This is a genomic window from Shewanella decolorationis S12, from assembly GCF_000485795.1.
Taxonomy (GTDB): Bacteria; Pseudomonadota; Gammaproteobacteria; order Enterobacterales; family Shewanellaceae; genus Shewanella; species Shewanella decolorationis.
The window spans coordinates 91,304-114,982 of the sequence record NZ_AXZL01000068.1 but is presented as its reverse complement, the minus strand read 5'-3'; the positions used below and the strand labels follow the sequence as shown (position 1 = coordinate 114,982).

Below are 23,679 nucleotides of genomic sequence, written 5' to 3'. Positions count from 1 at the left end.
TAACCTGAGGGGGTAAAAATAAACGTGGCACTATAGCAGTTTGGGCTAAATTATCAACTAAAAAGGCCTACTTAGCCGCGAATCGTCAAGCAAAATAACGGGCTAGAAGGCTTATTTAAGTGTTGATATGAATCTAAGCTAACGGCTTATTTCAGCAACATTTTTACCGGATGATTCAAGCTAATGGAATTGGATGACAGCAGGATGAATCCGCAAAGTGATTAGCTATTTAGATATGAAGGAAATGCAAGGTTTGTACAGGTGTGTAGGCTGAAGTGTAGATTTATGTTCAAACAATACAGCCCGCAAAATGTGGGCTGTATTGGGAGTGCTTACTCACTTGTCTGCTGATTTGCGAGGCAAAGTGTTATCACTCATGCGAGCGCAAGCGTTATAACTTTTGCTGTCTTAATCGGTTCGCATTGGTGACCACAGTTAGGGAAGACAGCGCCATCGCCGCCCCGGCAATCACAGGGCTTAACAGCATACCCGTGAGCGGATACAAGACGCCCGCCGCCACTGGAATACCTAAACTGTTGTAGATAAAGGCCCCAAACAGGTTCTGTTTAATATTGCGAATGGTCGCGCGGGAAAGTGCCAATAAGTTAGCAATCACTATCAGCTGATGGGACAGCAGAGTCATATCCGCACTTTCGATCGCCACCTCTGTGCCCGATCCCATGGCGATCCCCACATCGGCGCTCATCAGGGCGGGCGCATCGTTGATACCATCCCCCACCATGGCAACCACATGGCCTTGCTGTTGTAAGGCTTTAATATGCTGCTGCTTTTGCTCGGGTAACACGCCCGCAATCACTTCCTCTATCCCCACTTGTGCAGCCACCGCCTGCGCCGTTTGCGGATTATCTCCGGTCAGCAGCACCACGCGAATCCCCTGTGAGCGGATGGCGCTGATCGCTTCTTTAGCGTCGGCCTTGATCGGATCGGCAATCGCGATAGTGGCCACTAACTTGCCCGCCTTGGCGACATAAATCGCCGTCTTACCCTGTTTGGCAAATTGCGCGGCGGCTTCTACCGCAAAGCCTGAGTGGCTGCCTGTCACGCCCTCAGTTGACTGCACATCAAATGCCGCCATTAAGGCTTGATTGCCCACTAAAAAGTCGGCGCCATCGACCCGCCCTTCGATGCCTTTACCTTGATGATTGGTAAAAATCTCGGTCACAGGCAATGTAATCGAGGCTTGCTTAACATGGCTGACCATTGCGCTGGCCAGCGGATGCTCCGAATGCTGCTCAAGACTGGCGATAGCGCCAAGCAGTGCGCGCTTGTCTTCATCACTGAGTGCTTGGTCATTAGGAGCTTGGTCATTACCTTCAATCCAATGGATATCAGTCACTTGGGGTTTACCCTGAGTCACTGTGCCGGTTTTATCCAGCACCACACAATCGACCTTGCTGGCGCTTTGCAGTGCTTCACCATTTTTAACCAAGACGCCCATTTGAGCGGCGCGGCCAACGGACACCATGATAGACATAGGTGTCGCTAACCCTAAGGCGCAGGGACAGGCGATGATCAGCACGCTGGTAAGCACCACAAGTGCATGGCTGAGCGCGGGTTCTGGCCCTACAAGATACCAAATCGCCGCCGCGAGTATGGCGATGACCACGACCGTTGGCACAAATACCGCCGAAATTTTATCGGCCAGACGACCAATCGGCATCTTAGAGGTTTGCGCCTCCTGCACCAGTGCAATGATTTTGGCAAGGCGCGTATCCTGCTGCCCAGCGGTCACCCGATAGACTAAACTGCCGTTACCATTGACTGTCCCCGCACTGAGATTATCGCCAACATGCTTAGGCACGGGGATAGGTTCACCCGTCAGCATGGCCTCATCGAGTAATGACTGGCCAGACTCTACCACGCCATCGAGTGCGACCCTGTCGCCGGGGCGAAGTCTGAGTTTATCCCCCAGTTTAAGCTGGTCGATTTCCACCTCTTCATCACCATTTTCACCAATACGAATCGCGGTAGAAGATTGCAGGCCTAGCAAGCGCTGCACCGCTTCGCTGGTCTTACCCCGAGCTTTAAGTTCGAGGGCGTGGCCTAAGTTAATTAAGCCTAAAATCATCACGCTCGCCTCAAAGTACACGTGGCGAGTGTCCATGGGAAAAGCACTCGGGATAAGCACCACCAGCATGGAATAGACCCATGCCGTGCTGGTACCTAACACGATTAAGGTATCCATATTGGTGGTTTTGGCTTTAAGCGCGCGCCACATTCCCTGATAGAAATGGCGCCCGGTACCGACTAAAAGTGCTAGGGTAACTAAGCCCATAATGCCCCAGCCAAGCTGCATACTAGGGCGATTAATCATCATTTCGCCGCCCAGTAATCCCCATAACATCATAGGGATACCGACAGCGAGCGCGGCGATGGCCTGACGCATCCGCAGGCGATACTCCACCGCATCCTCGACCCGTTTTTCCTCTGCGGCCGCCTTTGCGTCCACAATCAACTGGGCGGGATAACCCGCCTTATCCATCACTGCCAGCGCCGTATCGCTACTCATCTTGCCACCCACAGTCACTTGTTTATCGGCGAGATTGATACGGGCACTCACATTCGGCTCGGCCGCGAAGGCCTTTTCAATTTTGGCCACACAGCCTGCACAATTCATGGTGGCAACATAGAGTTTTATCTGCGACATAGAAGATCCCTCACTTGAACTTAACCGCTATAGGGTTAAGATAAAGTCTCCCATCACGGGAGAGTCAAGGGTGTTTGTGTGGCGAGTATCACACTTGTCTGCATGAGTCTTTAGAACAGATAAGAACCGAGGTCAGTATGAAAATTGGTGAAGTCGCGAAGCACACAGGGTTAAGCGTCAAAAGCATACGCTATTACCACGATATCGGCCTTGTCTGCGGTGAGCGTAACGAGGCGGGATACAGGGTGTATCGCCATCGGGATATCGAATCGCTGAAATTTGTCCACCAGTGCCGCGACTTAGGTTTTAGTCTTGAGGATTGCAAACTCCTGCTTGGCCTTCGCAATAACGATAGCCGCAATGCCGAAGATGTGAAGCAACTCACCCGCAACCATTTGGCCTATGTCGAGGAGCAAATTGGTAAATTGCAGAATCTTCGCAGCCAGTTACAGCAAATGGTCAGCGAGTGCCAAGGTGGCGAGCAACCTCACTGCGCGATTATTGATAGCCTTAACCACCAGCACTAAATGCTTAATCATCTGCATTAACAAGCAGCCATAAAAAAGCCTGCTTGGATGCAGGCTTGTTTATGGGGTTGTCACTCATACCAAGGTGTTAGCGCTTTAGCGCGGCCACATTATCTAGCTGCAACGCTGGCAATTTACCCGCTGGTGTAAATGAAAACACTTGCCCATAAAAGGCTAACTCGGTTTCTAAACCGGCGGCTTTATGCTCAGGTGTTCGCCCCTCGTCGGAATCATCACCATAGTCGATATAGGCCGTCGGCACGCCTTTGGCTTTCAGTGCCTCATAAATTTGCCGCGACTGCGCCGTTGGCACTATCTTGTTTCTCAAGCCTTGGAAAATCAGCAGGGGTTCATTCAAGCCATCTAAGTGATTCAGTGGCGATAACTTGCGATAGCGCTGCTTCAACTCGGGATAGGGGCCGATAAGCTGATCTAAATAGCCAGATTCAAACTTATGCGTGCCCTTAGCGAGCTGCTCAAAATCGCTGATCCCCTCATAGCTCACCCCCGCTTGAAACACATCATAAAACGCCAAGGAAGACATGACGGTTAAGCCACCCGCGCTGATCCCACGGATCGCCAGTTTATTGGCATCGACCCAGCCCTTAGCCACTAAATACTTAGCCGCATTGACCGCATCTTCCACATCGCTTTCCCCCCATTTGCCATACAGGCTCTGGCGATAGGCGCGGCCAAAACCACTGCTGCCACGGAAGTTTAAATCCAACACGGCAAAGCCGCGGCTGGTCCAGAATTGGATCTCGCTGCGATAGGCAAGTGAAGCGCGCGCCGTCGGCCCGCCATGTAACATCACGATAAGCGGCGGCCTGGTGTCGTGGGGGGCAATGTAATTCGGATTCACTGGACCATAAAAATAACCATAGGCTTGCTGATTCTTACCCGTCGCGAAGGCGATATTTTTCGCCCGCGACACGTAATTAGGGTCAAGATTCGGCAGCGCAGGGGCATAAACTAACTCAGTGCCACGGCCGACAACTCGATAAATGCCCTTCTCTGGCGTCGCCTTAGCGCCGACAAAATAAACCCCATCTTCGCCCTTCACCACCTGAGTAATCTCAGCAAAATCAACGGCAAGTGATTCGGTTAATCCCGTATCTAAGTGCATTCGCAGCAATGCCGCTCGATTGCCTTCGACATAGCTGGCAATTAAAGTTGAGGCATTTTCGAAGGCGTAGTTATGGTTACCTAAGCGCCAATCGGGTACGGCAAACTCGGCATTTTTACTTAGCACTGGCGCTAAAGTTTCTTGTGGCGTCACGCGGTAAATGTTCCACCAGTTACTGAGATCGGACACCACATATAAGTTGCCGTCGGGGCCGAATAAGGGCTGAGTTACCGAAGAATCCTTGGGCGTATTCACCTTACGAATATTTTTTAACTGCCCCTTACGGTCAAGATCCCCAAGCCAAAGCACGCTGTTATCCCAAGGCATATAGGGATGTTCCCAAGTGATCCACGCCAATTGCGTGTTATCGGGGGAAATAGTGGGGGAAGAAATAAAGTCATGGCCAGTGACAAAGGTATCGCCTTCACCGGCAAAGTTAAGATTGATGGTCACTAGGCTGGCTTTAGGTTCGCCGCCCTGACGGTGGTCTTCACGCACACAAATAATCCGTGATCCCTTGGGATACGCCACACAATCGGCATGGCGCGTGCCATTGGGGGTTAACGGCAATGGTGGCTGATTCGGGGCGAAACGGTAAAACAGCTGATCCTGCAATTTAGTGGCAAACAAGCTCTGGCCTATGCCTAAGAATGCGGCGCCGCCATATTCATGCACGGTAGATCTGACATTAAAATCGGGGGGAACTACTTCGGTCACTTTACCGAGGCCATCGAGGCGTTTAATACCAACTTTACCTTGAGCTCGACCACTGGATTCAGCAAAATAAATTGCATTGCCAACACTTTGCAGCTCGGCAATATCATCGGCCTGTTCAAACACCTCGGCCGCAGACAAGGGTGATTGCCAGCTGCCATAGGGTGCAACTTTAATATCGCCATTTTCCTTGGCACTTGAATCTTGTGTATCCGTACGCTCACACCCGCCTAGCAGCAAAACTGTACTCAGCAGATATGGTAAATAGCGTCCTAAATCCATTGTATTCCCCAAGTTTGCTAACTCAACAAACCGAAATATGCCACTGCCCTTTGCGGGCTTATTTTTTTACTTTTTTGATAAACCACTTGATGACATTGGCCTGCTGCACTTGCGTGAGACCAAAGTAAATACAAATCCAAGGTGACAGCAGAAAAAACCACGGTATCACCGCGACCGAACGACCTGTGAAGAGAAGAAAGAAGAAGCCGCCGTAGATCACTATGACACCTAAGGCACCGACGATTAACATCATGCGCTTAGTGATTTTTTCAAGCCAAAGGGCCTTATCCTGCCATGACATTCAGATAATCAACTCCGTCACTATAATGTCAACCCTATTAGTAAAGTTATGTAAAAAAAGTGGAGTGCGATTGTTGAAGGATAGCCAGTAAATGTCAACTCCGTTCCACCATTGAGCGGCACTAAAATCGCTTTTAATACGCTTATCTTTACCCAATAAAAAACCGAGCAAATGCTCGGTTTTGTTTAATATCAATAAGATAGCATATTACAGACGGATACCGCCATCTACTTCAAAGACACGACCATTTACATAATCGTTTTCAATGATAAAGCGTACGGTAGAGGCTATCTCCTCCGCTTGGCCTAAACGGCCAACGGGCACGAGCTTCTCTAAACGCTCAAGCGCTTCTGGCTTCATCGCCGCCGTCATTTCAGTGGCAATCACCCCTGGTGCCACCGCTGCGCTACGGATATTGTAACGGGCTAACTCTTTTGCCCAGCCCACAGACATAGCCGCCACACCCGCTTTAGAGGCTGCGTAGTTAGATTGTCCTACGTTACCCGCTTTGGCGAGGCTAGAAATGTTGACAATCACCCCAGCTTGACCCGATTCGATCATCGCCGCTGCCGCCTCACGGCCACAGAGGAAGGTGCCAGTCAGGTTAACATTGATCACCGATTGGAATTGGTCGAATGACATACGGTCAGTCACTTTGCCGTCTTTCGCTTTGACTAACATGCCATCGCGCAGTATGCCGGCATTATTCACTAATACGTTGATTTTGCCGAAATCTTCCAATATGTAAGCAAAACCTGCGACCACATCTTCTTCGTCGGTAATATCTAACGCATAACCTTGGACTTCGGTGGCTGAGCCTAAATCGGCACAGGCGCGTTCGAGTTTTTCTTGATCCACATCGATCAGCGCCAACTTAGCGCCCGCCTGCGCAAAATTGTGCGCCATTGCTAAGCCTAAACCACCCGCGCCGCCAGTGATGACGACAACCTTATCTTTTAAATCCATCTGGTTATCCCTTGTTTATCTATTTTTTAAGTGGTGCAAATTGTTCAAAAATACTGGAGAAGTCTCGGCGACCATTACCTTGTCTTGCATGATTAACATACAAGCTGCGCGCGAGTGAGCCCATAGGTGTACTCGAATTGCTCAATAATGCAGCTTCTTGGGAGAGGCCGAGATCTTTAACCATCAAATCTACCATAAAGCCGCCCTGATAGCCCTTAGAAGAAGGCACATTCTCCATCACGCCTGGGCAAGGATTGTACTTCTCTAACGTCCAGTTACCGCCGCTGCTGACCTTCATAATGTCCGACAGCACTTTAGGGTCGAGACCATGGTCAATCCCCATTTGCAGCGCCTCGGAAGTACCGACCATCAACACAGATAACAGCATGTTGTTGCATATTTTAGCGACCTGACCAGCTCCTGCGCCGCCCGCGTGGAAGATATTCTTGCCCATGGCATTGAGTACGGGTTGCGCGCGCTCAAAGGCGATATCCGAACCGCCACAAATAAAGGTTAAGGTTCCCGCCGCTGCACCTGCCGTGCCGCCCGATACTGGCGCATCGATAAACTCGATACCGCTCTTGGCCGCTTCGGCCGCCACCAACTGAGCACTTTGGGCATCAATGGTCGAGCAATCAATCAGCAAGGTATCGCCAGCGACTACCTCGAGTAGGCCTTTCTCGCTGCCATTACCTAAGTATAAGTTTCTAACATGCTTGCCCGCGGGCAGCATAGTGATCACCACATTGGCTCCCGCCGCAGCGCCGCATGCCGTGCTCGACACTAAGGCGCCTTGGTCGGCCAAGGCTTGCATGGCGGCTGGCACTAAGTCGAAGACACGTACCGTCATGCCCGCTTTTAATAAATTGGCCGCCATTGGGCCGCCCATATTACCTAAACCGATAAATGCTACTGTACTCATGCCATCACTCCTGTGTTCTGGTGTCTTTATTATTCCAGATAGTTGTTATTCCAGACAAAAATGGCAGGCAAAGCACTCGCTTTACCTGCCATCGATTGGCTTAGCTTAATTGGCTTAAGGGATGCTCTTCTCCCCAAGGTGAGGTCAAAATGTCCTCGATAACGCTGTTTGGCACGGATTGCACATCGGCAAATTGCCATTTGGGCTGTCTGTCTTTATCAATCAGCAGTGCCCGTACGCCTTCACAGAAATCGCCCTTAGCGCAGGTGTTCACGCTGACGGTTAATTCCCATTTAAAACATTGTGTTAGGCTGAGTTTGGTGCCGAGTTGGGTTTGAATATACGCCAAATGCCAACTGATAGGACTGCCCGCGAGCATAGTCGCACAGGCTTTATTTAACCAGGCTTCATCGGTGCTTAAGGTCGACATACGGCTGACGATATCGGTTAAACTACCCGCCATCAGCCTATCGATAATCTCTTGGCTCTCGGCCAGTAAACTATCGCCTTTAGGAATATCAACTTGGTTCGACAGTTCGTTGATCATCGAGTCGAGTCGTTGATGGTTCAGCGCTGGCGTGTCGCTCCAATCTAGAGTCGCCATGGCATCGAACATCAGCTCTTTGTCGTCACGATTGAGATAATGATCGGCAAGGCCAACGTAACAGGCATCGGCGGCGTTCATTTGATAGGCCGTTAAGCCTAAAAACAGCCCCATTTTGCCCGGCATGCGGTTGAGGAAATAACTGCCACCCACATCGGGATAAAGCCCGATGGTGACTTCAGGCATGGCGATACGGGAGGTTTCAGTCACGACTCTATGACTCGCGCCCGCCATCAGGCCCAGACCACCGCCCATCACTATGCCATCGCCCCATACCAGCACAGGTTTGCCAAAGGTATGCAGTAGATAATCGAGGCGATATTCTTCTTCAAAGAATACTTTAGCGACCTCAGTCACTTGTCCCTTAGCGGCAACAGACGCGTGGTATAACGCGCGCACATCGCCACCCGCACAAAACGCCTTTTCTCCGCTGCCATCCAGTACCACACAGGCTATTAACGGATCTTTTTTCCACAAATTGAGCTGCACCGTCATAGCCCGAACCATATCGAGATCCAAGGCGTTGAGGGCTTTTTCAACATTGAGCGTCACCACCCCAACTAATTTACCTGAGGCGGTGGCTAAGGTTTGAAAAACCACATTTTGTGTGGTGGACGTGTGTGCAGCCTTATCTACTAAATGTGTCATTAGCGGTTCTTCCAATCAGCTTTACGTTTTTCCAAAAACGCGTTCACGCCTTCGGCCTGATCTTCAGTATCGAACAAACCGACAAACAGTTCACGCTCTATCGGTAAGGCTTGGTTACGCGGCATTTGGCGCCCAGCTTGGATTAATGTCTTACAGGCTGTGACGCTGCTTGGGCTCTGATTTTCCACTTTGGCGGCCAGTGCAATCGCCGCATTTAAGGCTTCACCCGTTTCGACCACCTCCTCAACTAAACGCAAATTCAACGCTTGGGCGGCATTCACCCGCTCACCGCAGAGGATCATTCGCTTAGCCCAACCTTCGCCCACTAAAGCGGTCAGATTTTGGGTGCCGCCCGCACAGGGCAACAGGCCAACGGTGGCCTCAGGCAGTGCCATCACGGCTTGAGTTTCGGCGATACGAATATCACAGGCCAGCGCGACTTCTAGGCCGCCGCCCATGGCATAACCGTTAATGGCGGCAATCGATACGCCGCGGAACTGACTTAAGGTTTCAAATGCTTCGCCAAAGTGTTTTGCCATGCTCGCCGCATTGCCCTTATCACCGTCGCTAAAGAGTTTTAAATCGGCACCGGCGGAGAAAAACTTGTTGCCCTCGCCAGTTAATACCAGTGCATAAATGTCCTTATTGGCATTAAGCTCCAGCACTTTGGCCTTGAGCGCCTGCAAACTCTGGGCGGTCCAAGTGTTGGCCGGCGGATTGTTCATCGTCAGAATCGCCGTGTGGCCTTCGATACGCTCAACTAAATATTCCATCTGTTTCGGCTCCCTTATATTTCCAATCGGTTATCGCCAAATCCTACAGTCCCATCAGGGCAGCTTAGAGGATTTGTCCGGCATTTTCGTCGAGTAAACGACGGGCGATAATGAGGCGCATAATCTCGTTAGTGCCCTCTAAAATCTGGTGTACGCGAACATCACGGAAGTGACGCTCTAAGGGGTACTCCCTGATATAACCATATCCGCCATGAATTTGCAGCGCGGCATCACAAACTTGGAAGCCCACATCGGTGGCAAACCGCTTCGCCATCGCGCAATAGGCGGTGGCTTCTGGGTCGCAACTGTCGAGTTTAAAGGCGGCCAAACGCACCATTTGACGCGCGGCCACTAATTCGGTCGCCATATCGGCGAGCTTAAATTGCATCGCTTGGAAGGCTGCCAGCGGCTTACCAAATTGCTGACGCTCATTCATGTACTGAGTCGCACGCTCAAGAGCCGCCTGCGCCGTACCGACAGAGCAAGTAGCGATATTGATACGACCTCCGTCTAAGCCTTTCATCGCAAAGGTAAAGCCTTGCCCCTCTTCACCGAGCAGGTTCGCAACGGGCACACGCACGTTATCGAAGGTGACTAAGCGCGTCGGCTGCGCGTTCCAGCCCATCTTATCTTCGGCCTTGCCATAGATAATGCCTTCACTGTCGGCAGGAATAGCAATCGCCGATATTCCTTTTGGCCCAGCTTGGCCAGTGCGGCACATTACAACTAAAAGCTCAGTTGAACCTGCACCCGAGATAAACATCTTAGAGCCAGATACCACATATTCATCACCCTCACGCACCGCTTTGGTTTGCAAGGATGCTGCATCCGAGCCAGCGCCGGGTTCAGTTAAGCAGTAAGAGGCGAGCATTTGACCCGTGGTCAAGGGCTCAGACCAAGCTTGACGCAGCGTCTCAGTGCCCCAAGTGGTGACCATCCAAGTGGCCATATTGTGAATCGTCAGCATAGCCGTTGTGGCTGTACAGCCCTTTGCCAGCTCCTCGAAAATAATCGAGGAATCTAAGCGCGACAGGCCCATGCCACCTTCCGATTCGGGGGAATACAGGGAGCAGAAACCCAGCTCACCGGCTTTTTGGATCACATCCTTAGGGAAATGATGTTCTTCGTCCCATTTGGCGGCGAAGGGGGCGAGTTCATCCGCCGCGAACTGGCGGGCCAGATCGGCAAATTGGCGTTGGTCTTCGTTGAAATTAAAATCCATTTGGCTCTCCTATGACTCTTTGGCCATTTTTTCGTCAATATCTTTTGCGTAATACACAGTGAATATATCGGCAGGCTTATCATCAATGGGTGCCCACTGGCGCCACGTTTAGACTGAATCACCTGCCGTTTCACAATGCGTTGAAACTGTTTTTAAACCGCTTAGCGCAAGTTAATGCTCATATTTGGACCTGCGGCCACGGTAATATCCGACTCGAACCAGCGAGAGGTAATGGTTTTAGTTTCAGTGTAGAAACGTACCGCTTGTTTACCGTAAGCGTGTTGGTCGCCGTAGAAACTGCCCTTCCAACCCGTGAACGAGAAGAAAGGTAATGGCACAGGGATAGGCACGTTGATACCGACTTGGCCAACTTCGATTTCGTGTTGATATTTACGGGCTGCGGCGCCGCTTGCGGTAAAGATAGAGGTACCATTGCCGTAAGGGCTGGCGTTAACCAGTTCGATGGCCTCTTCTAATGAATCGGACTCCATACAGCAGAGCACTGGGCCAAAGATTTCTTCTTTGTAGATGCTCATGTCGGTCGTGACCTTAGTGAACATGGTTGGCCCGACCCAGTTACCTGACTCATAGCCCGCCACAGTAAAGTCACTGCCATCGAGTAAACACTCTGCGCCCTCTTCCTTACCTTGGGCGATAAGTTTGAGCACGCGCGCTTTAGCAGCTGGGCTAATCAGCGGGCCGTAACCCGCTTCTTTATCGTCCCATAAACCTGGGCGAACCTTTGCCAGCGCTTCTTTGAGCTCAGGGATCCACTCCTTAGCCGCGCCGACAAATACCGCGACCGAAATCGCCATACAGCGTTGCCCCGCAGCACCGACCGATGCACCGACCAAGTTGTTGATCACTTGCTGCTTATTCGCATCAGGCATGATCACGCAGTGGTTTTTTGCCCCAGCAAAGGCTTGCACTCGTTTTAAGTTATCGGTACCGGTTTTGTAGATGTATTGACCTACAGCCACAGAGCCAACGAAGGAAATGGCTTTTACCGCAGGATCGGCCAGTAGGATATCGACCGCAGTTTTATCGCCATGCACCAGCTGTAATACGCCCTTTGGCGCACCCGCTTCAACAAACAGCTCAACTAAGCGCTGCGGCGTCATAGGGTCTTGCTCAGATGGTTTGAGGATAAATGTGTTACCGCAGGCAATCGCCAGTGGGAACATCCACAGTGGGATCATCGCAGGGAAGTTAAACGGCGTGATGCCCGCACACACGCCAAGAGGCTGAGTGTAGCTGTAGGTATCGATTGAACGCGCGACGTTCTCAACGGTTTCGCCCATCAGTAATGAAGCAATGTTGCAGGCATGTTCCGCCACTTCAATTCCGCGCCACACATCGCCCTTGGCATCCTCAAAGGTTTTGCCGGTTTCTTTGGCAAGGATAGTCGCCAGTTCGTCGTGGTGTTCTTTTAACAAGTGTTGGTAGCGCAACATGACACGGGCACGCTCAGACACAGGTACTTCTTTCCACGTCTTAAAAGCAGCCTTGGCACTGGCTATGGCCGCGTGGACTTCATCGGCCGTAGCACTATTAATAACGGCAATCGGCTCGTTATTGGCGGGATTGGTCACCACAATTTGTGATGTACCAGTGCCTGTGGTGAATTCGCCATCGATGTAATGCTTAACTTGTGTGGTCATGTTGCAATCCTTTTCCTTGTTTAGGGTCGAGCTGGCGGTGCGATATTATATTTATCCTCAGCGGGATGTTTGCCCTTGCCAGCTCAGTCTTGGTCTTGTTGATTGTTTTGCCGTGATTCGCGATAAGCCTTTGATTAGACTTCGATAGCCATAGCTGTGGCTTCACCGCCACCGATACAGAGTGAGGCTACGCCGCGCTTAAGCCCACGGGCTTTAAGTGCATGAATTAAGGTCACCAGCAAACGTGCACCCGAGCAACCGATAGGATGACCTAAGGCACAGGCGCCACCGTTCACGTTCACTTTGGCCATATCTAAACCTAATTCAGAAACCGCCAGCATAGTCACCATGGCAAAGGCTTCGTTGATTTCGAACAGGTCAACCTCATCCTTAGACCAACCCACATTGCTCAGCAGTTTTGCCATAGCGCCAACGGGCGCTGTGGTAAAGAGTGATGGCTCCTGGGCATGGGTTGTATGACCCTTGATGGTGGCCAGCACTGTTAAGCCTAACTGCTCGGCATTGGCGCGGGTGGTTAGCATCAGCGCCGCTGCGCCATCGGAAATTGAGCTTGAGTTTGCCGCAGTAATAGTGCCATCTTTAGCAAAGGCTGGGCGCAGTGCAGGGATTTTTTCAGGACGGGCGTTACCTGGCTGCTCATCGGTATCGATAGTCACATCACCACGGCGATCGCTCACAGTCACAGGTACAATTTCCGCCTTGAAGGCACCAGAGTTAATAGCAGCATTGGCTTTTTCGAGCGAGCTTAAAGCAAACGCGTCCATTTGCTCGCGGGTTAAGCCATATTCATCGGCAGTTTTCTGGGCAAATGTGCCCATAGCACCACCAGTGTAGGCATCTTCTAAACCATCGAGGAACATATGATCTAATACCTTGCCATGACCCATACGCATGCCTGAGCGCGCTTTATCTAGCAAGTAAGGGGCTTGGCTCATGCTTTCCATGCCACCTGCAATTACCAACTTAGCACTGCCCGCTTTGAGTAAATCGTGGGCAAGCATCACGGTTTTCATCCCAGAGCCACAAACTTTGTTTACGGTCGTAGCGCCTACAGACAGAGGTAAACCTGCACCTAAAGTCGCCTGACGCGCTGGCGCTTGCCCAAGACCCGCAGGCAATACGCAGCCCATTAACACTTCATCGACCTTATCAGGCGCAACTTGGGTATCGGCTAACAGGGCTTTGATGGCGGTGGCCGCTAAGCTCGGAGACGTTACGCCAGACAAACTGCCTTGAAAGCCACCCATTGGGGTGCGTTTAGCGGCAACAATAACGATCTCTTGGTTAAATTGTTCAGTACTCATGGGGACTCCAAGCTAAAGGTGCCTTGGCGGTAACAGTCGCCAACGGCGGATAAATAGTGACAATGAAACCACTCTGACGTTTACGCGAACGTAAAGCAAGTATTCCTTGGTCTAATGTGTCGAGAAAATCCCACAAAAATTGTCAGTCAGGATTTACAGTCAAGGGAGTGAAAAGTCGCGTTAATACGGTGAGGCAGAAGTTGCCAACCCCGTAATCAATTTAAACCGAGGTAAAATAGGCGGGATAAAAAAGCTTACAAAACGATATAGCGAACACAGCGTGATAAGCAGAGTGGCCTTGGTTAGCCAAAGCCACTCGATTTAAGAGAGCACTAACATAAACGCTAAAACATGCACTAAGCCGAATGCGAAGAGGGAATTATTGTGATTCCCATGGCGTTACCGCCGACATATCGCTTAAGTCGTAGGGCGTTAATTGGTAAACGTAATAGTTGAGCCAGTTGCTGACTAGCAGGCTGCCATGACTGTGCCAACGAGCAATGGCATCGGCCTTAGGATCGTCATTACGATAATAGTTTTGCGGCACATTGGGATTTAATCCCTGCGCCAAATCCCGATGATATTCATCGTTTAAGGTAGATTTTTGGTATTCGGGGTGACCCATGACAAACAGGTTGCGATTGTTACGACTGAGGACTAAGTAGGCCCCAGCCTCATCGGATTGTGCCAGTACCTGCAGCTCTGGGTGCTGTTTAAGTTCCTCGATATCCATCTCTGCAAAGCGTGAATGCGGCGCAAAGAACTCATCATCGAATCCGCGCAGCAGCGGGAAATGTTGGCAAGTGCGGCGATGCACAAACACCCCAGAACGCTTTTGCTGCAGGATTTTCCGATTTAAACCATAGAGATGGTAAAGCCCCGCATGAGCCGCCCAGCAGAGGAATAGCACTGACGTCACATGTTGCTGTGACCAATCGATAATCTCGCGGATATGGTCCCAGTAAGTGACCTCTTCGAAATCGATTTGCCCAAGGGGCGCGCCCGTGATGATCAGGCCGTCGTAGTTTTTATGGCGCACGTCCTCAAAATCACGGTAGAAGGTGTTCATATGATCGATTGAGGTATGCTTCGACTCTTTATCGTGGATACGCAGTAAATCAACATCTACCTGCAAAGGCGTGTTACCTAATAGGCGTAGAAGCTGGGTTTCTGTCTCGATTTTATTGGGCATCAGATTCAGGATCAGCACCTTCATTGGCCTGATATCTTGATTGGCTGCCCGGGTCTCGGACATGACGAAAATATTTTCAGATTCTAAAATCCCTGCCGCAGGCAGATGATCTGGAATTTTAACTGGCATACCGCGCCTCTTCTATTCAACAATCAAAGGTTCCGGCGCGCGTATGCCACTCATCAATGAGCAAACAAATTAGCGACCGACTTTCTCAAGCAGTATCGTCATAGGCTCTGTCGAATTGAGGTCGACATGATAGGCTTGAGTATTAATAAACAATAACTTATCACCGAGCATTATCCTTGCCCCAATGGCATAAGTATGCCCCGCTTCAAACTGATCACGCCCTATAGTAAAACTAAATGGCGTAGGGGTTTTAGCGCCTTGACTCTCACGCTCTGCCATCACCACAGCAGGCACATCCATCTTAGAGACATCAAGCAACTGCACTATCAACTTGGCATCGGCGGGCAATGCGATACGCTCGCGGTACATGGCCTCACCTTTAATCTCAACAATCGCATTAGGTGTGGCACAACCTGAAATCACCGTGGTGACGGCGAGTAATACCATAGCCGCTAATTTTTGCCATGCAGATGTCAGTCCGCTAATCCTTAACCCTTGTCTCATTTCATTTCTCCTAATCATACATAAAGACTTCTGGATGTCTATACGCCCGAGCTATAAATCTTGTCACGCTGGGCATATCTTCCTATGATAAGCCACCATTTCGTTGCCGAAAAATTTATGACCCAAGCAACTGCGATAATTGTGGGCGCTAGCTCACATTTAAGCCGCGAACTTGCCAAACAATTGGCCGATCAGCAGGTTGAATTAGCCCTTTTTGCTCAAGATGTCGAATCACTCCGCGAATTTGCCTCGACCCTGCCAACTAAAGTTCAGGTTTTTTCTCTGCAAATTGAACAGCCAAGCGCCATCATCAAGCAACTCGAAAGCGTCTGGCACGACTTAGGTGGCGCCCACTTAGTCTTAGTGAATACCGGACTCAATAGCTACGATCCAGAGCTGCCATGGCTACCAGAGCAAGATATTATCGACGTCAATGTGCGGGGCTTTGCCGCTATCTGCAATACGGCATTTAGATTATTTCGCGAGCAGGGTTATGGCCAGCTTGCCGCCATCAACTCGATTGCTGGTCTGCGCGGCGGCCCAAGTGTGGCTTATCATGCCTCTAAAGCCTTTGCGCAAAACTATTTGGAAGGCTTAAGCATGCATGCCCAGCGGCTTAAATTGCCCATTACCATTACCGATATCCAACTCGGTTTACTGGATAAGGCCGCCATGCAACAAAGTACGCTATGGCTTGCCCCGCTCCCGCAAGTGGCAGCGCAGATTATTAAGGCTATGCAACAAGGTAAACGCCGTGTCTATGTAACCAAGCGTTGGCGCTTAGTGGCTTGGCTCACTAAATTGCTGCCGGAGTTTATCTATAACACGCGCCATTGGAAGCCGAAAAAATCCAAAAAGTAGTGTTATGCCGCGTTTAGCTTTATAAAACTGCGAAAAACAAAAAAGGAGCCACAGGCTCCTTTTTATTACTTTAAAATCAAATGATTAGAAAGTGTAACCCACGCTGACCATATAAACCCATGGGTTAATATCGGTATCGATAACCACTGTATCACCCGCTAATTTAAACTTCACATCACTGCTAATTTGCGCATACCACACAGAGGCGTTCACTAACCAGTTTTTATTGACTTGGTAATCCAGACCCACTTGCGCCGCTAAGCCCCATGAAGTGCTCATGCTTAGGTCCGTTAATGCACCACCTAAGTCGTTGGTGAATTCATTGTCGAAGAAGTTAGTGTAGTTCACACCAACGCCCACATAGGGACGTAATGTAGATTGAGCATTACCGAAATAATACTGCGCTACTAACGTTGGAGGTAAATGTTTAGTTTCTGCAATTTTACCTACGCCTTTTAAAGACACATCGTGGCTAAATGGAGTCGCAGCTAATAACTCTACGCCGAAGTTATCAGTCAACATATAACCGAAGTTCAAGCCTAGTTGAGTGTTATTACTAATTTGGAATTCACCATTGCCCGCAACATCATCACTCGATTCATTTGGTGCAACAACCACAGCACCGGCACGAACAATAATATCGCCCGCTTGATGGGCAGAAACAGAAGCAGAAAAACCAGCGGCTAACAGGGTGGCAGCGATCAGTGTAGAAACAGTAGTTTTATTCATCATCATACTCCATATGTACAACATAGGTTTTTGTTTTACATTACATCCTTAACAATTGACGCCTACACTGCCAGATAAATTTCTTTACCTTATTGATCCAAATCAAAATTAAGTGGTGATACTTATTTTGAGGTATAAGGCATGAGATCCAAGTCACGCTATATAAACATTTATTGATAATACCAGTTTGTTTTTTGTGACTTACCGCATTAATTAGCCATCACTAATTACCTCCGCAAGGAGTAATAAGGAATAAATAGTCAGGCTCAAAATTAACATCTCAGTTACATTAGTTAACATCAAAACACGCTAGAATTGGCCTAGTTTGATAGCAAAAAAAGCTGAAGAATTTATATAAAGCTAGTAATGGAAAATAATGAGGAAACGGTGGAAATCAGAGTCCGTTACTTATGAACAGACCAGAAAAAAATCTCAAAACTCATATTGATGAAGTGAGTTAATTAGCCAAGGTAATTAGCCAAAGTCAATCGCGGATATTGTTTAAGCCAATTCTTTGCGGCAATTCGCTGCTCAAATACAGTCAACGCACGCTTGGGATTATGGGTTAACTGCAAGGCAAATAATGAGGTTAAGCCGAAGGGTGCAATCAGGTGTAAGTTATCGACCGCGGAAGATACTGTGTTAGGTATATGTTCAAAATACACAGCTACAGCCGTTTCCTGCTCTGGCCAATAACACATCGCATCCTGCGTCGATTGGTAGGGATTATCCTGATTCTTAAGGTGCATTCGCGCCTGATTTTTTACCGACCAAGGTAAGTCTGGTGCCAGTGTTTGTAGGTATGCTTCTATCGCCCTATCCCGTTCAGAACGAGTATCCAAGGGGCAATAGTAGATCAGATCGATATCGTTTAACGGACGCTGCTTAATATCGTGCAATTTGTCCCACACCAGATTGCGGACAAAGCCCGCTGCCAAGCACCACTGCGGCAAGGTATGCATCAGGGCGCATTGCTGCGCCAATTCAAGCGCCCTCATCCGCCCCCGATCTTGGCTTAGCCATGTGCGTAATAGTGCGGCTAATTCCGTTTCAGTCATGCCTAAAGTCTACTGTAATATCAAACACATAAAAAATGATATCGACTCACACCACTTTGTAATCGGTTTCAGAGCACTTATTTATGCTTGATCACGGGTTACACCGCGTCAGCCTGGCGCTCTGGCGCTGCATCCGCAAAGGCTGGCAGCAAATTACACTCAGCCCACACCCGCATAATATTGGGGTACGGCGTTAAATCCACATTAAAACGCTGGGCGTTGTATACTTGTGGCACTAAACACAGATCCGCTAGCGTCACTTTGTCACCAAAACAATAGCGGCCACTATGGCGCACAAGTTGGGTTTCGAGCGCCGCAAACCCACTCGCCACCCAATGGTGATACCAAGCGGTTTTGGCTTCTTCATCGACGTTCAGCTTCTGAGTTAAATATTGCAATACCCGCAGGTTATTGAGTGGATGAATTTCACAGGCAATGGTTAAGGCCATGGCGCGCACATGGGCACGTTCAAGCGCCGACGCGGGCAATAGCGGCGTCTTTGGATAAAGCTCATCCAGATACTCGATAATGGCTAAGGATTGGGATAAGGCATCCCCCTCCTCTTCATCACCTAAAACCAATGTTGGCACCAGCTCCTGTGGGTTTAGGGCGATATAATCCGCCTTGTGCTGCTCGCCACCATCACGCACTAAATGCACCGACAGCTGCTCGGCGCTCACGCCTTTAAGATTGAGGGCAATACGCACACGATAGGCGGCGCTAGAGCGCCAATAACCGTATAGTTTCATCTCACTCTGTCCTTATGTTCTGCTGAAAAAACGGGGCTAAAAGCCCCGTCAATATTATCTGTCACTGTGTTCGCACAAAAGCCTTACGCCTTGTACTCAACCACTTTTTGATCGATAGAGCCAAAAATAGAGGCGCCATTATCATCGAGCATTTCAATGCGCACTGTGTCGCCAAAACGCATAAACGGTGTGCTAGCTTTACCATCGGCAATGACTTCGAGCATACGTTTTTCAGCTAAGCAGCTCGAACCAGCACTGCGGTCATAGTTAGAAATCGTGCCCGAGCCAATAATCGCGCCTGCGCCTAATGGACGGGTTTTAGCGACATGAGATATTAACTGACTGAAATTAAAGGTCATATCCACACCCGCATTCGGGCGACCGAATAGTTCGCCATTTAAATGGGTGATAAGCGGTAAATGCACCTTTGAATCTTCCCAGCGGTGACCTAACTCATCTGGCGTGATAGCTACCGGTGAGAAGCTGCTCGAAGGTTTGGATTGGAAGAAACCAAAGCCTTTCGCCAGCTCTGCGGGGATCAGGTTACGCAGTGACACATCATTCACTAACATCAACAGCTTAATGTGCGATGCGGCATTTTCAACACTCACTCCCATAGGCACATCATCGGTGATCACGGCGATTTCCGATTCGAAATCGATGCCCCAATCTTCGCTCGCTAGAGGAATATCCGCCTTTGGCGCAATAAAGCTGTCAGAACCGCCTTGGTAAAACAGCGGATCGGTCCAGAAGGTTTCTGGCATTTCAGCGCCGCGCGCCTTACGCACTAATTCCACATGGTTAACATAGGCGCTACCATCAGCCCACTGATAGGCTCGTGGTAAAGGTGATAAACATTTGGCTTCATCGAAGGCTTGCGCGTTCGGTAATTTGCCTTCGTTAAGCGCATCATACAGTTCTTGCAATTGCGGCTTGAGCAGATCCCAACCATCGAGTAATTGTTGCATCGTGTGGGCAATCGCTGGCACGGCAACCGTTTGAGTAAGATCGCGGCTCACTAACATCAGCTGGCCATCACGGCGACCATTGTTATAACTGGCAAGTTTCATATCTGCTCCTGTGCTTCTACGGCTCGGCGTACTGCGCTTTTTATCTATTTATGGTTAGCCGATACGCTCAGCTAACGGGAATGGGTGACAACGAGTGCGGGCAATCTAGCCTTTTTAGACTCGCCGTATAGGGTTTGCTGCGCGTAGAAATACCCGAAGCGACGGCGGATTCCTATAGCGTGAGCAAAATCACATTTCACCCTATTATTTCACATTTTGTAAACTAATCATTACGTTTCATCCCCTGCTGCCGCTTGTCACTATTTCGCAGAACGATATGGTGAAAAAGTCGGCAAAAAAGTGGAACGATACTGTTACATCCTAAGCTTAAAGCAAGATTACTTTGGCTTGGCTATCTTGTATTCCCTGAGTTTATTGGCGATGGCCGTATGGGAGACCCCTAATTTCTTCGCCAATTGGCGAGTACTGGGGTAAGCCGGATATAAGCGGCGCAGCAAGCTGGCCTCAAATTGCTTCATCGCATCATCGAGATTGCCTTCGAAGGCATTATCGAAATAACCAAAACCTTCGGCGTAGGATGGCAGCTTAAGTTGCTCAACGGTCAGCTCGCCCGAGCCATCCCACATAGATACTGCCCTAAAGACCGCATTCTTAAGCTGACGTACGTTACCCGGCCAGGCATAAGTCAATAAATGATCACGGCATTGGGCCGAAATTCGTCTCACTGGGCTCGAGAGTTGCTGGCTGTAGTGTTCAAGGAACATCTCCGTCAGCGGAATGATATCGACTTTACGCTCGCGCAGTGACGGTATATGGTAGCTAAGCACATGAATGCGATAGTACAAATCTTCCCTAAACTCACCAGTTTGGCAAAGCTCGGCTAAGTTTTTCTGGGTCGAGCAGATGATCCGCACATCGGCGCGAACTTCTTCGTCGCCACCAATGCGTCTAAAGGTGCCATCCTGTAATAACCGCAGCAGTTTAACCTGTGCCGCCTTAGACATTTCGGCCACTTCATCGAGGAACACTGTGCCGCCCTTCGCTTCTTCAAAAAAGCCGCGCTTAATGACTTTGCCTTGGCTAACGTAGCCAAAGAGTTCCTCTTCGGCGGCGCTATCGGGCAGTGCCGCACAATTAATAGCGATAAAGGGTTTCTCGCGGCGCATGCTAGCATCATGGCTGGCTCTGGCCATTAGCTCTTTGCCCGTGCCAGTCTCGCCGGTAATTAATAGCGGCGCATCGAGCTGCGCCATGCGGCGAGCTTGTTTTAACACTTCTTTCATCTTGTCGCTGCTGGCTAACACATTTTCAAAGCCCGCAGTTTGATTTTGCAGTGCATTGAATTGCTTACCGACCCGCGCAGGCGATTTAAGCGATACGACTGCGCCCACGAGGATGGTTTTATCATCCTCATCGGGTAAGTAAATCGGTAACATTTCGGCCAGATATTCGTTTTGGCCGATATTGACCCGCGCCGCCTGCGGCAACACTTGGCTCTCACTGAGCCAGCGACTGAAGTTAAATCCTTGCACCCAATGGTTTAAGGATTCATCGAGCACTTCATGCTCCCCCATGCCCATATTGAGCAGCGCCGACTCGTTGACGATACGAATGCGCGCCTTCACGTCGATGGAGAACACTGAGTCAGGGAGGGTTTTGAGTAGGGTTTTTAAGGCGTAGTGTTCCTGCTCCGAAGGCATAAACGACACAGTTCGCACATCGTGAACACTCTCCACTTTGCGGATCTGCGGCATCAAGGCACTTAAGGTATCAAAACTGACCTCGGCAAATTGCAGGTAGAGAAAGCCCTGGTTACTGGCATCGATGGCGATGAGATTAATGCCATAACGTTCTAACACGACTAAGATGTCTTTCGCTAAACCCACGCGATCTTGACAGCTAACTTCCAAGCGCATAATGACTGATATTCCCTATTTTGATTCGAATTTTGGGATAAACCGTGCAGAGCTATTATCTCGAGGTTGAGCCCTTAGGCTTGGCCTCGTAAGACATTCGTTTGACGAAGCCTCTATAGTTTACGCAAACGTAAAAGGCAGGATTAATAGCTGGGCGTGTATACGTTAGAAGGTTACGCTCAAAGTGGCAAGTCTAGTTTACAGCGTATTTGTAACAGGAAGAAAAAATCAGCGCTAAGACACAATTAAAGCGCTGATTTTAAAATTGAATTTTTTAGTCTAACAACTGGTCGGTCTTGGCTGCCATGATGAAGTCATTCTTATGCAGACCCTTGATTGAGTGTGACCACCAAGTCACAGTCACTTTGCCCCACTCGGTTAAAATGCCTGGGTGGTGGAATTCCTCTTCGGCCAGATCCGCTAACCTATTGGTAAACGCCATCGCTAACTTAAAGTTTTTAAATTTGTAAACCCGTTCCAATTGCATGATGCCATCACGCACTTGCACGCCCCAATCGGGGATCATGCGGATAAGTTCGGCCAATTCTGCATCGGTCACTTTCGGCGCATCGGCTTGGCAAGCTTCACATTTCATTTGGGTTAACGCTGTCATACATACTCCTCTTGGCAACATTAGGGGATCAATCCGTTGCCCTTATTACGCTTTATTTAATTCGTTTTTAAAAGTCAGCAGTTAGCTTGCCTTCTTGGCCTTAGGCGGATACTTAGGGGCAAACAAGCCTAGCTGACGCGCCTTAGCCACATAGGCCATGATGTCCATCTTGGCGATTTCATCCAGCATATCAATATGTTCAATCACATAATAAATCGGCTGCATAATATCGATACGATAAGGCGTGCGCAGCACATCTAAGAGCTCGAAGGGCTTACGCTCCGGCACTTGGCTTTCCATGGCATACAAGGTTTCGCCGGGAGAACTTAAAATACCGCCGCCGTAGATGCACAATTCACCATCTTGGGGCTTGAGTAAGCCAAATTCGACGGTAAACCAATACAGGCGCGCTAAAAAGACACGGTCTTCCTTGCTGGCATTTAAGCCCAATTGACCATAGATATGGGAAAAATGGGCGAAAGAAGGATTGGTCAGCAAGGGGCAATGACCAAAGATCTCATGGAAAATATCCGGCTCTTGCAGGTAATCAAACTCTTCCTTACGGCGGATAAAGGTCGCAACCGGAAATTCCTTGTTGGCCAAAAGCTCAAAGAAGCGGCCAAAGGAAATCAAGGCCGGCACGGCCGCGGTTTTCCAGCCCGTGGTGGCTTGCAATACTTTGTCTATCTCTGCCAATTGTGGAATGCGGTCCTTCGGCATCGCCAAGGCATCGAGCCCTTGGAGATATTCCTGACAGGCACGCCCCGGTAGGTTCACCGCTTGGCGAGCATATAATTGGCTCCAAATATCATGTTCTTCCTGCGGGTAATGGATATACCCTGAATCATCTGCACTTCGCGCAACATAGGGCGCGGTGTGCGCTATCTCTTTAGTCATAAAATTCACTTCATGGCTGACGCTAATGCCTCCATAGTGATCTAAGCCTCGATTTTTGTTAACTCCCTCACAGTTTATTGTTTACGCGATAATGTGACACAAACGTAAAGCAAATATTACAAGTCATTTAAAAACCTTGGGGCATAAGTATTCAAACTTACAAAGACGGATAACCGTCCTTGACACTTGGGCGTAAAAATGACGACGATAGGCTGATAATATGCAGAAAAACCGACAAATTTCGGTGTTTGCAAATGGCTT

Annotated in this window: 21 protein-coding genes; 2 read left to right on the top strand and 19 right to left on the bottom strand. The window is 49.4% G+C overall.

Annotated features, from left to right (window positions below):
* Window positions 1-391 precede the first annotated feature (391 nt).
* Complete coding sequence (locus SHD_RS12405; protein WP_023267431.1) at window positions 392-2,668, bottom strand: heavy metal translocating P-type ATPase; 2,277 nt, start codon at window positions 2,666-2,668, stop codon at window positions 392-394.
* Window positions 2,669-2,805: 137 nt separating this feature from the next.
* Here SHD_RS12405 and SHD_RS12400 point away from each other — a divergent pair, with 137 nt between their 5' ends.
* Window positions 2,806-3,195: a MerR family DNA-binding protein gene (locus SHD_RS12400; RefSeq protein WP_011717642.1), complete on the top strand. Its 390-nt coding sequence runs from the start codon at window positions 2,806-2,808 to the stop codon at window positions 3,193-3,195.
* Window positions 3,196-3,283: 88 nt separating this feature from the next.
* Here SHD_RS12400 and SHD_RS12395 read toward each other — a convergent pair whose 3' ends face one another.
* From SHD_RS12395 to SHD_RS12340, 11 genes are all read right to left on the bottom strand, one after another.
* Window positions 3,284-5,317 carry a S9 family peptidase gene (locus SHD_RS12395; protein WP_023267430.1) on the bottom strand — a complete coding sequence of 678 codons (2,034 nt, stop codon included), beginning with the start codon at window positions 5,315-5,317 and terminating at the stop codon, window positions 3,284-3,286.
* Window positions 5,318-5,375: 58 nt separating this feature from the next.
* Window positions 5,376-5,618: a hypothetical protein gene (locus tag SHD_RS12390; protein WP_023267429.1), complete on the bottom strand. Its 243-nt coding sequence runs from the start codon at window positions 5,616-5,618 to the stop codon at window positions 5,376-5,378.
* A 207-nt stretch (window positions 5,619-5,825) separates the two neighbouring features.
* Window positions 5,826-6,584 carry an SDR family oxidoreductase gene (locus tag SHD_RS12380; RefSeq protein WP_011717645.1) on the bottom strand — a complete coding sequence of 253 codons (759 nt, stop codon included), beginning with the start codon at window positions 6,582-6,584 and terminating at the stop codon, window positions 5,826-5,828.
* Window positions 6,585-6,603: 19 nt separating this feature from the next.
* Window positions 6,604-7,506 carry a 3-hydroxyisobutyrate dehydrogenase gene (mmsB, locus tag SHD_RS12375; protein WP_011717646.1) on the bottom strand — a complete coding sequence of 301 codons (903 nt, stop codon included), beginning with the start codon at window positions 7,504-7,506 and terminating at the stop codon, window positions 6,604-6,606.
* A gap of 100 nt (window positions 7,507-7,606) precedes the next feature.
* Complete coding sequence (locus SHD_RS12370; RefSeq protein WP_023267428.1) at window positions 7,607-8,758, bottom strand: enoyl-CoA hydratase/isomerase family protein; 1,152 nt, start codon at window positions 8,756-8,758, stop codon at window positions 7,607-7,609.
* Window positions 8,758-9,531, bottom strand: a complete 774-nt coding sequence (locus tag SHD_RS12365) for an enoyl-CoA hydratase (protein WP_023267427.1) — start codon at window positions 9,529-9,531, stop codon at window positions 8,758-8,760. Before SHD_RS12365 ends, SHD_RS12370 begins: the two co-directional genes overlap by 1 nt.
* A gap of 64 nt (window positions 9,532-9,595) precedes the next feature.
* Window positions 9,596-10,753 carry an acyl-CoA dehydrogenase family protein gene (locus SHD_RS12360; RefSeq protein WP_023267426.1) on the bottom strand — a complete coding sequence of 386 codons (1,158 nt, stop codon included), beginning with the start codon at window positions 10,751-10,753 and terminating at the stop codon, window positions 9,596-9,598.
* A gap of 161 nt (window positions 10,754-10,914) precedes the next feature.
* Window positions 10,915-12,414, bottom strand: coding sequence for a CoA-acylating methylmalonate-semialdehyde dehydrogenase (locus tag SHD_RS12355; RefSeq protein ID WP_023267425.1), 1,500 nt, complete (start codon window positions 12,412-12,414; stop codon window positions 10,915-10,917).
* Window positions 12,415-12,548: 134 nt separating this feature from the next.
* Complete coding sequence (locus tag SHD_RS12350; RefSeq protein ID WP_023267424.1) at window positions 12,549-13,739, bottom strand: thiolase family protein; 1,191 nt, start codon at window positions 13,737-13,739, stop codon at window positions 12,549-12,551.
* Between the two features lie 379 nt (window positions 13,740-14,118).
* Window positions 14,119-15,060, bottom strand: coding sequence for a homoserine O-acetyltransferase MetA (gene metA, locus SHD_RS12345; protein ID WP_023267423.1), 942 nt, complete (start codon window positions 15,058-15,060; stop codon window positions 14,119-14,121).
* Between the two features lie 69 nt (window positions 15,061-15,129).
* Window positions 15,130-15,564, bottom strand: coding sequence for a YbaY family lipoprotein (locus SHD_RS12340; RefSeq protein ID WP_023267422.1), 435 nt, complete (start codon window positions 15,562-15,564; stop codon window positions 15,130-15,132).
* Between the two features lie 117 nt (window positions 15,565-15,681).
* Between SHD_RS12340 and SHD_RS12335 the strand changes: the two genes are divergently transcribed.
* The gene (locus tag SHD_RS12335; RefSeq protein WP_039978355.1) at window positions 15,682-16,425 is read left to right on the top strand and encodes an SDR family NAD(P)-dependent oxidoreductase; all 744 of its coding nucleotides are present in this window, start codon (window positions 15,682-15,684) and stop codon (window positions 16,423-16,425) included.
* 84 nt (window positions 16,426-16,509) lie between these two features.
* On the opposite strand, the gene ompW is transcribed toward SHD_RS12335, so the two are convergent.
* The 7 genes from ompW to phhA form a co-directional block, all read right to left on the bottom strand.
* On the bottom strand, window positions 16,510-17,157 hold the full coding sequence (gene ompW / locus SHD_RS12330) for an outer membrane protein OmpW (RefSeq protein ID WP_039978292.1): 648 nt from the start codon (window positions 17,155-17,157) through the stop codon (window positions 16,510-16,512).
* 458 nt (window positions 17,158-17,615) lie between these two features.
* A complete protein-coding gene (locus tag SHD_RS12325) occupies window positions 17,616-18,212 on the bottom strand; it encodes a nucleotidyltransferase family protein (protein WP_023267419.1) in 597 nt (198 codons plus the stop codon).
* Window positions 18,213-18,310: 98 nt separating this feature from the next.
* Window positions 18,311-18,961 carry a maleylacetoacetate isomerase gene (gene maiA / locus SHD_RS12320; protein ID WP_023267418.1) on the bottom strand — a complete coding sequence of 217 codons (651 nt, stop codon included), beginning with the start codon at window positions 18,959-18,961 and terminating at the stop codon, window positions 18,311-18,313.
* Window positions 18,962-19,044: 83 nt separating this feature from the next.
* The gene (locus tag SHD_RS12315) at window positions 19,045-20,031 is read right to left on the bottom strand and encodes a fumarylacetoacetate hydrolase family protein (RefSeq protein ID WP_023267417.1); all 987 of its coding nucleotides are present in this window, start codon (window positions 20,029-20,031) and stop codon (window positions 19,045-19,047) included.
* A 338-nt stretch (window positions 20,032-20,369) separates the two neighbouring features.
* Window positions 20,370-21,908 (bottom strand): transcriptional regulator TyrR, encoded by a 1,539-nt coding sequence (gene tyrR, locus SHD_RS12310; RefSeq protein WP_011717658.1) that lies wholly within the window; start codon window positions 21,906-21,908, stop codon window positions 20,370-20,372.
* Between the two features lie 274 nt (window positions 21,909-22,182).
* Window positions 22,183-22,521, bottom strand: coding sequence for a 4a-hydroxytetrahydrobiopterin dehydratase (locus SHD_RS12305; RefSeq protein ID WP_023267416.1), 339 nt, complete (start codon window positions 22,519-22,521; stop codon window positions 22,183-22,185).
* Window positions 22,522-22,602: 81 nt separating this feature from the next.
* Complete coding sequence (gene phhA, locus SHD_RS12300) at window positions 22,603-23,418, bottom strand: phenylalanine 4-monooxygenase (protein WP_023267415.1); 816 nt, start codon at window positions 23,416-23,418, stop codon at window positions 22,603-22,605.
* Window positions 23,419-23,679 lie beyond the last annotated feature (261 nt).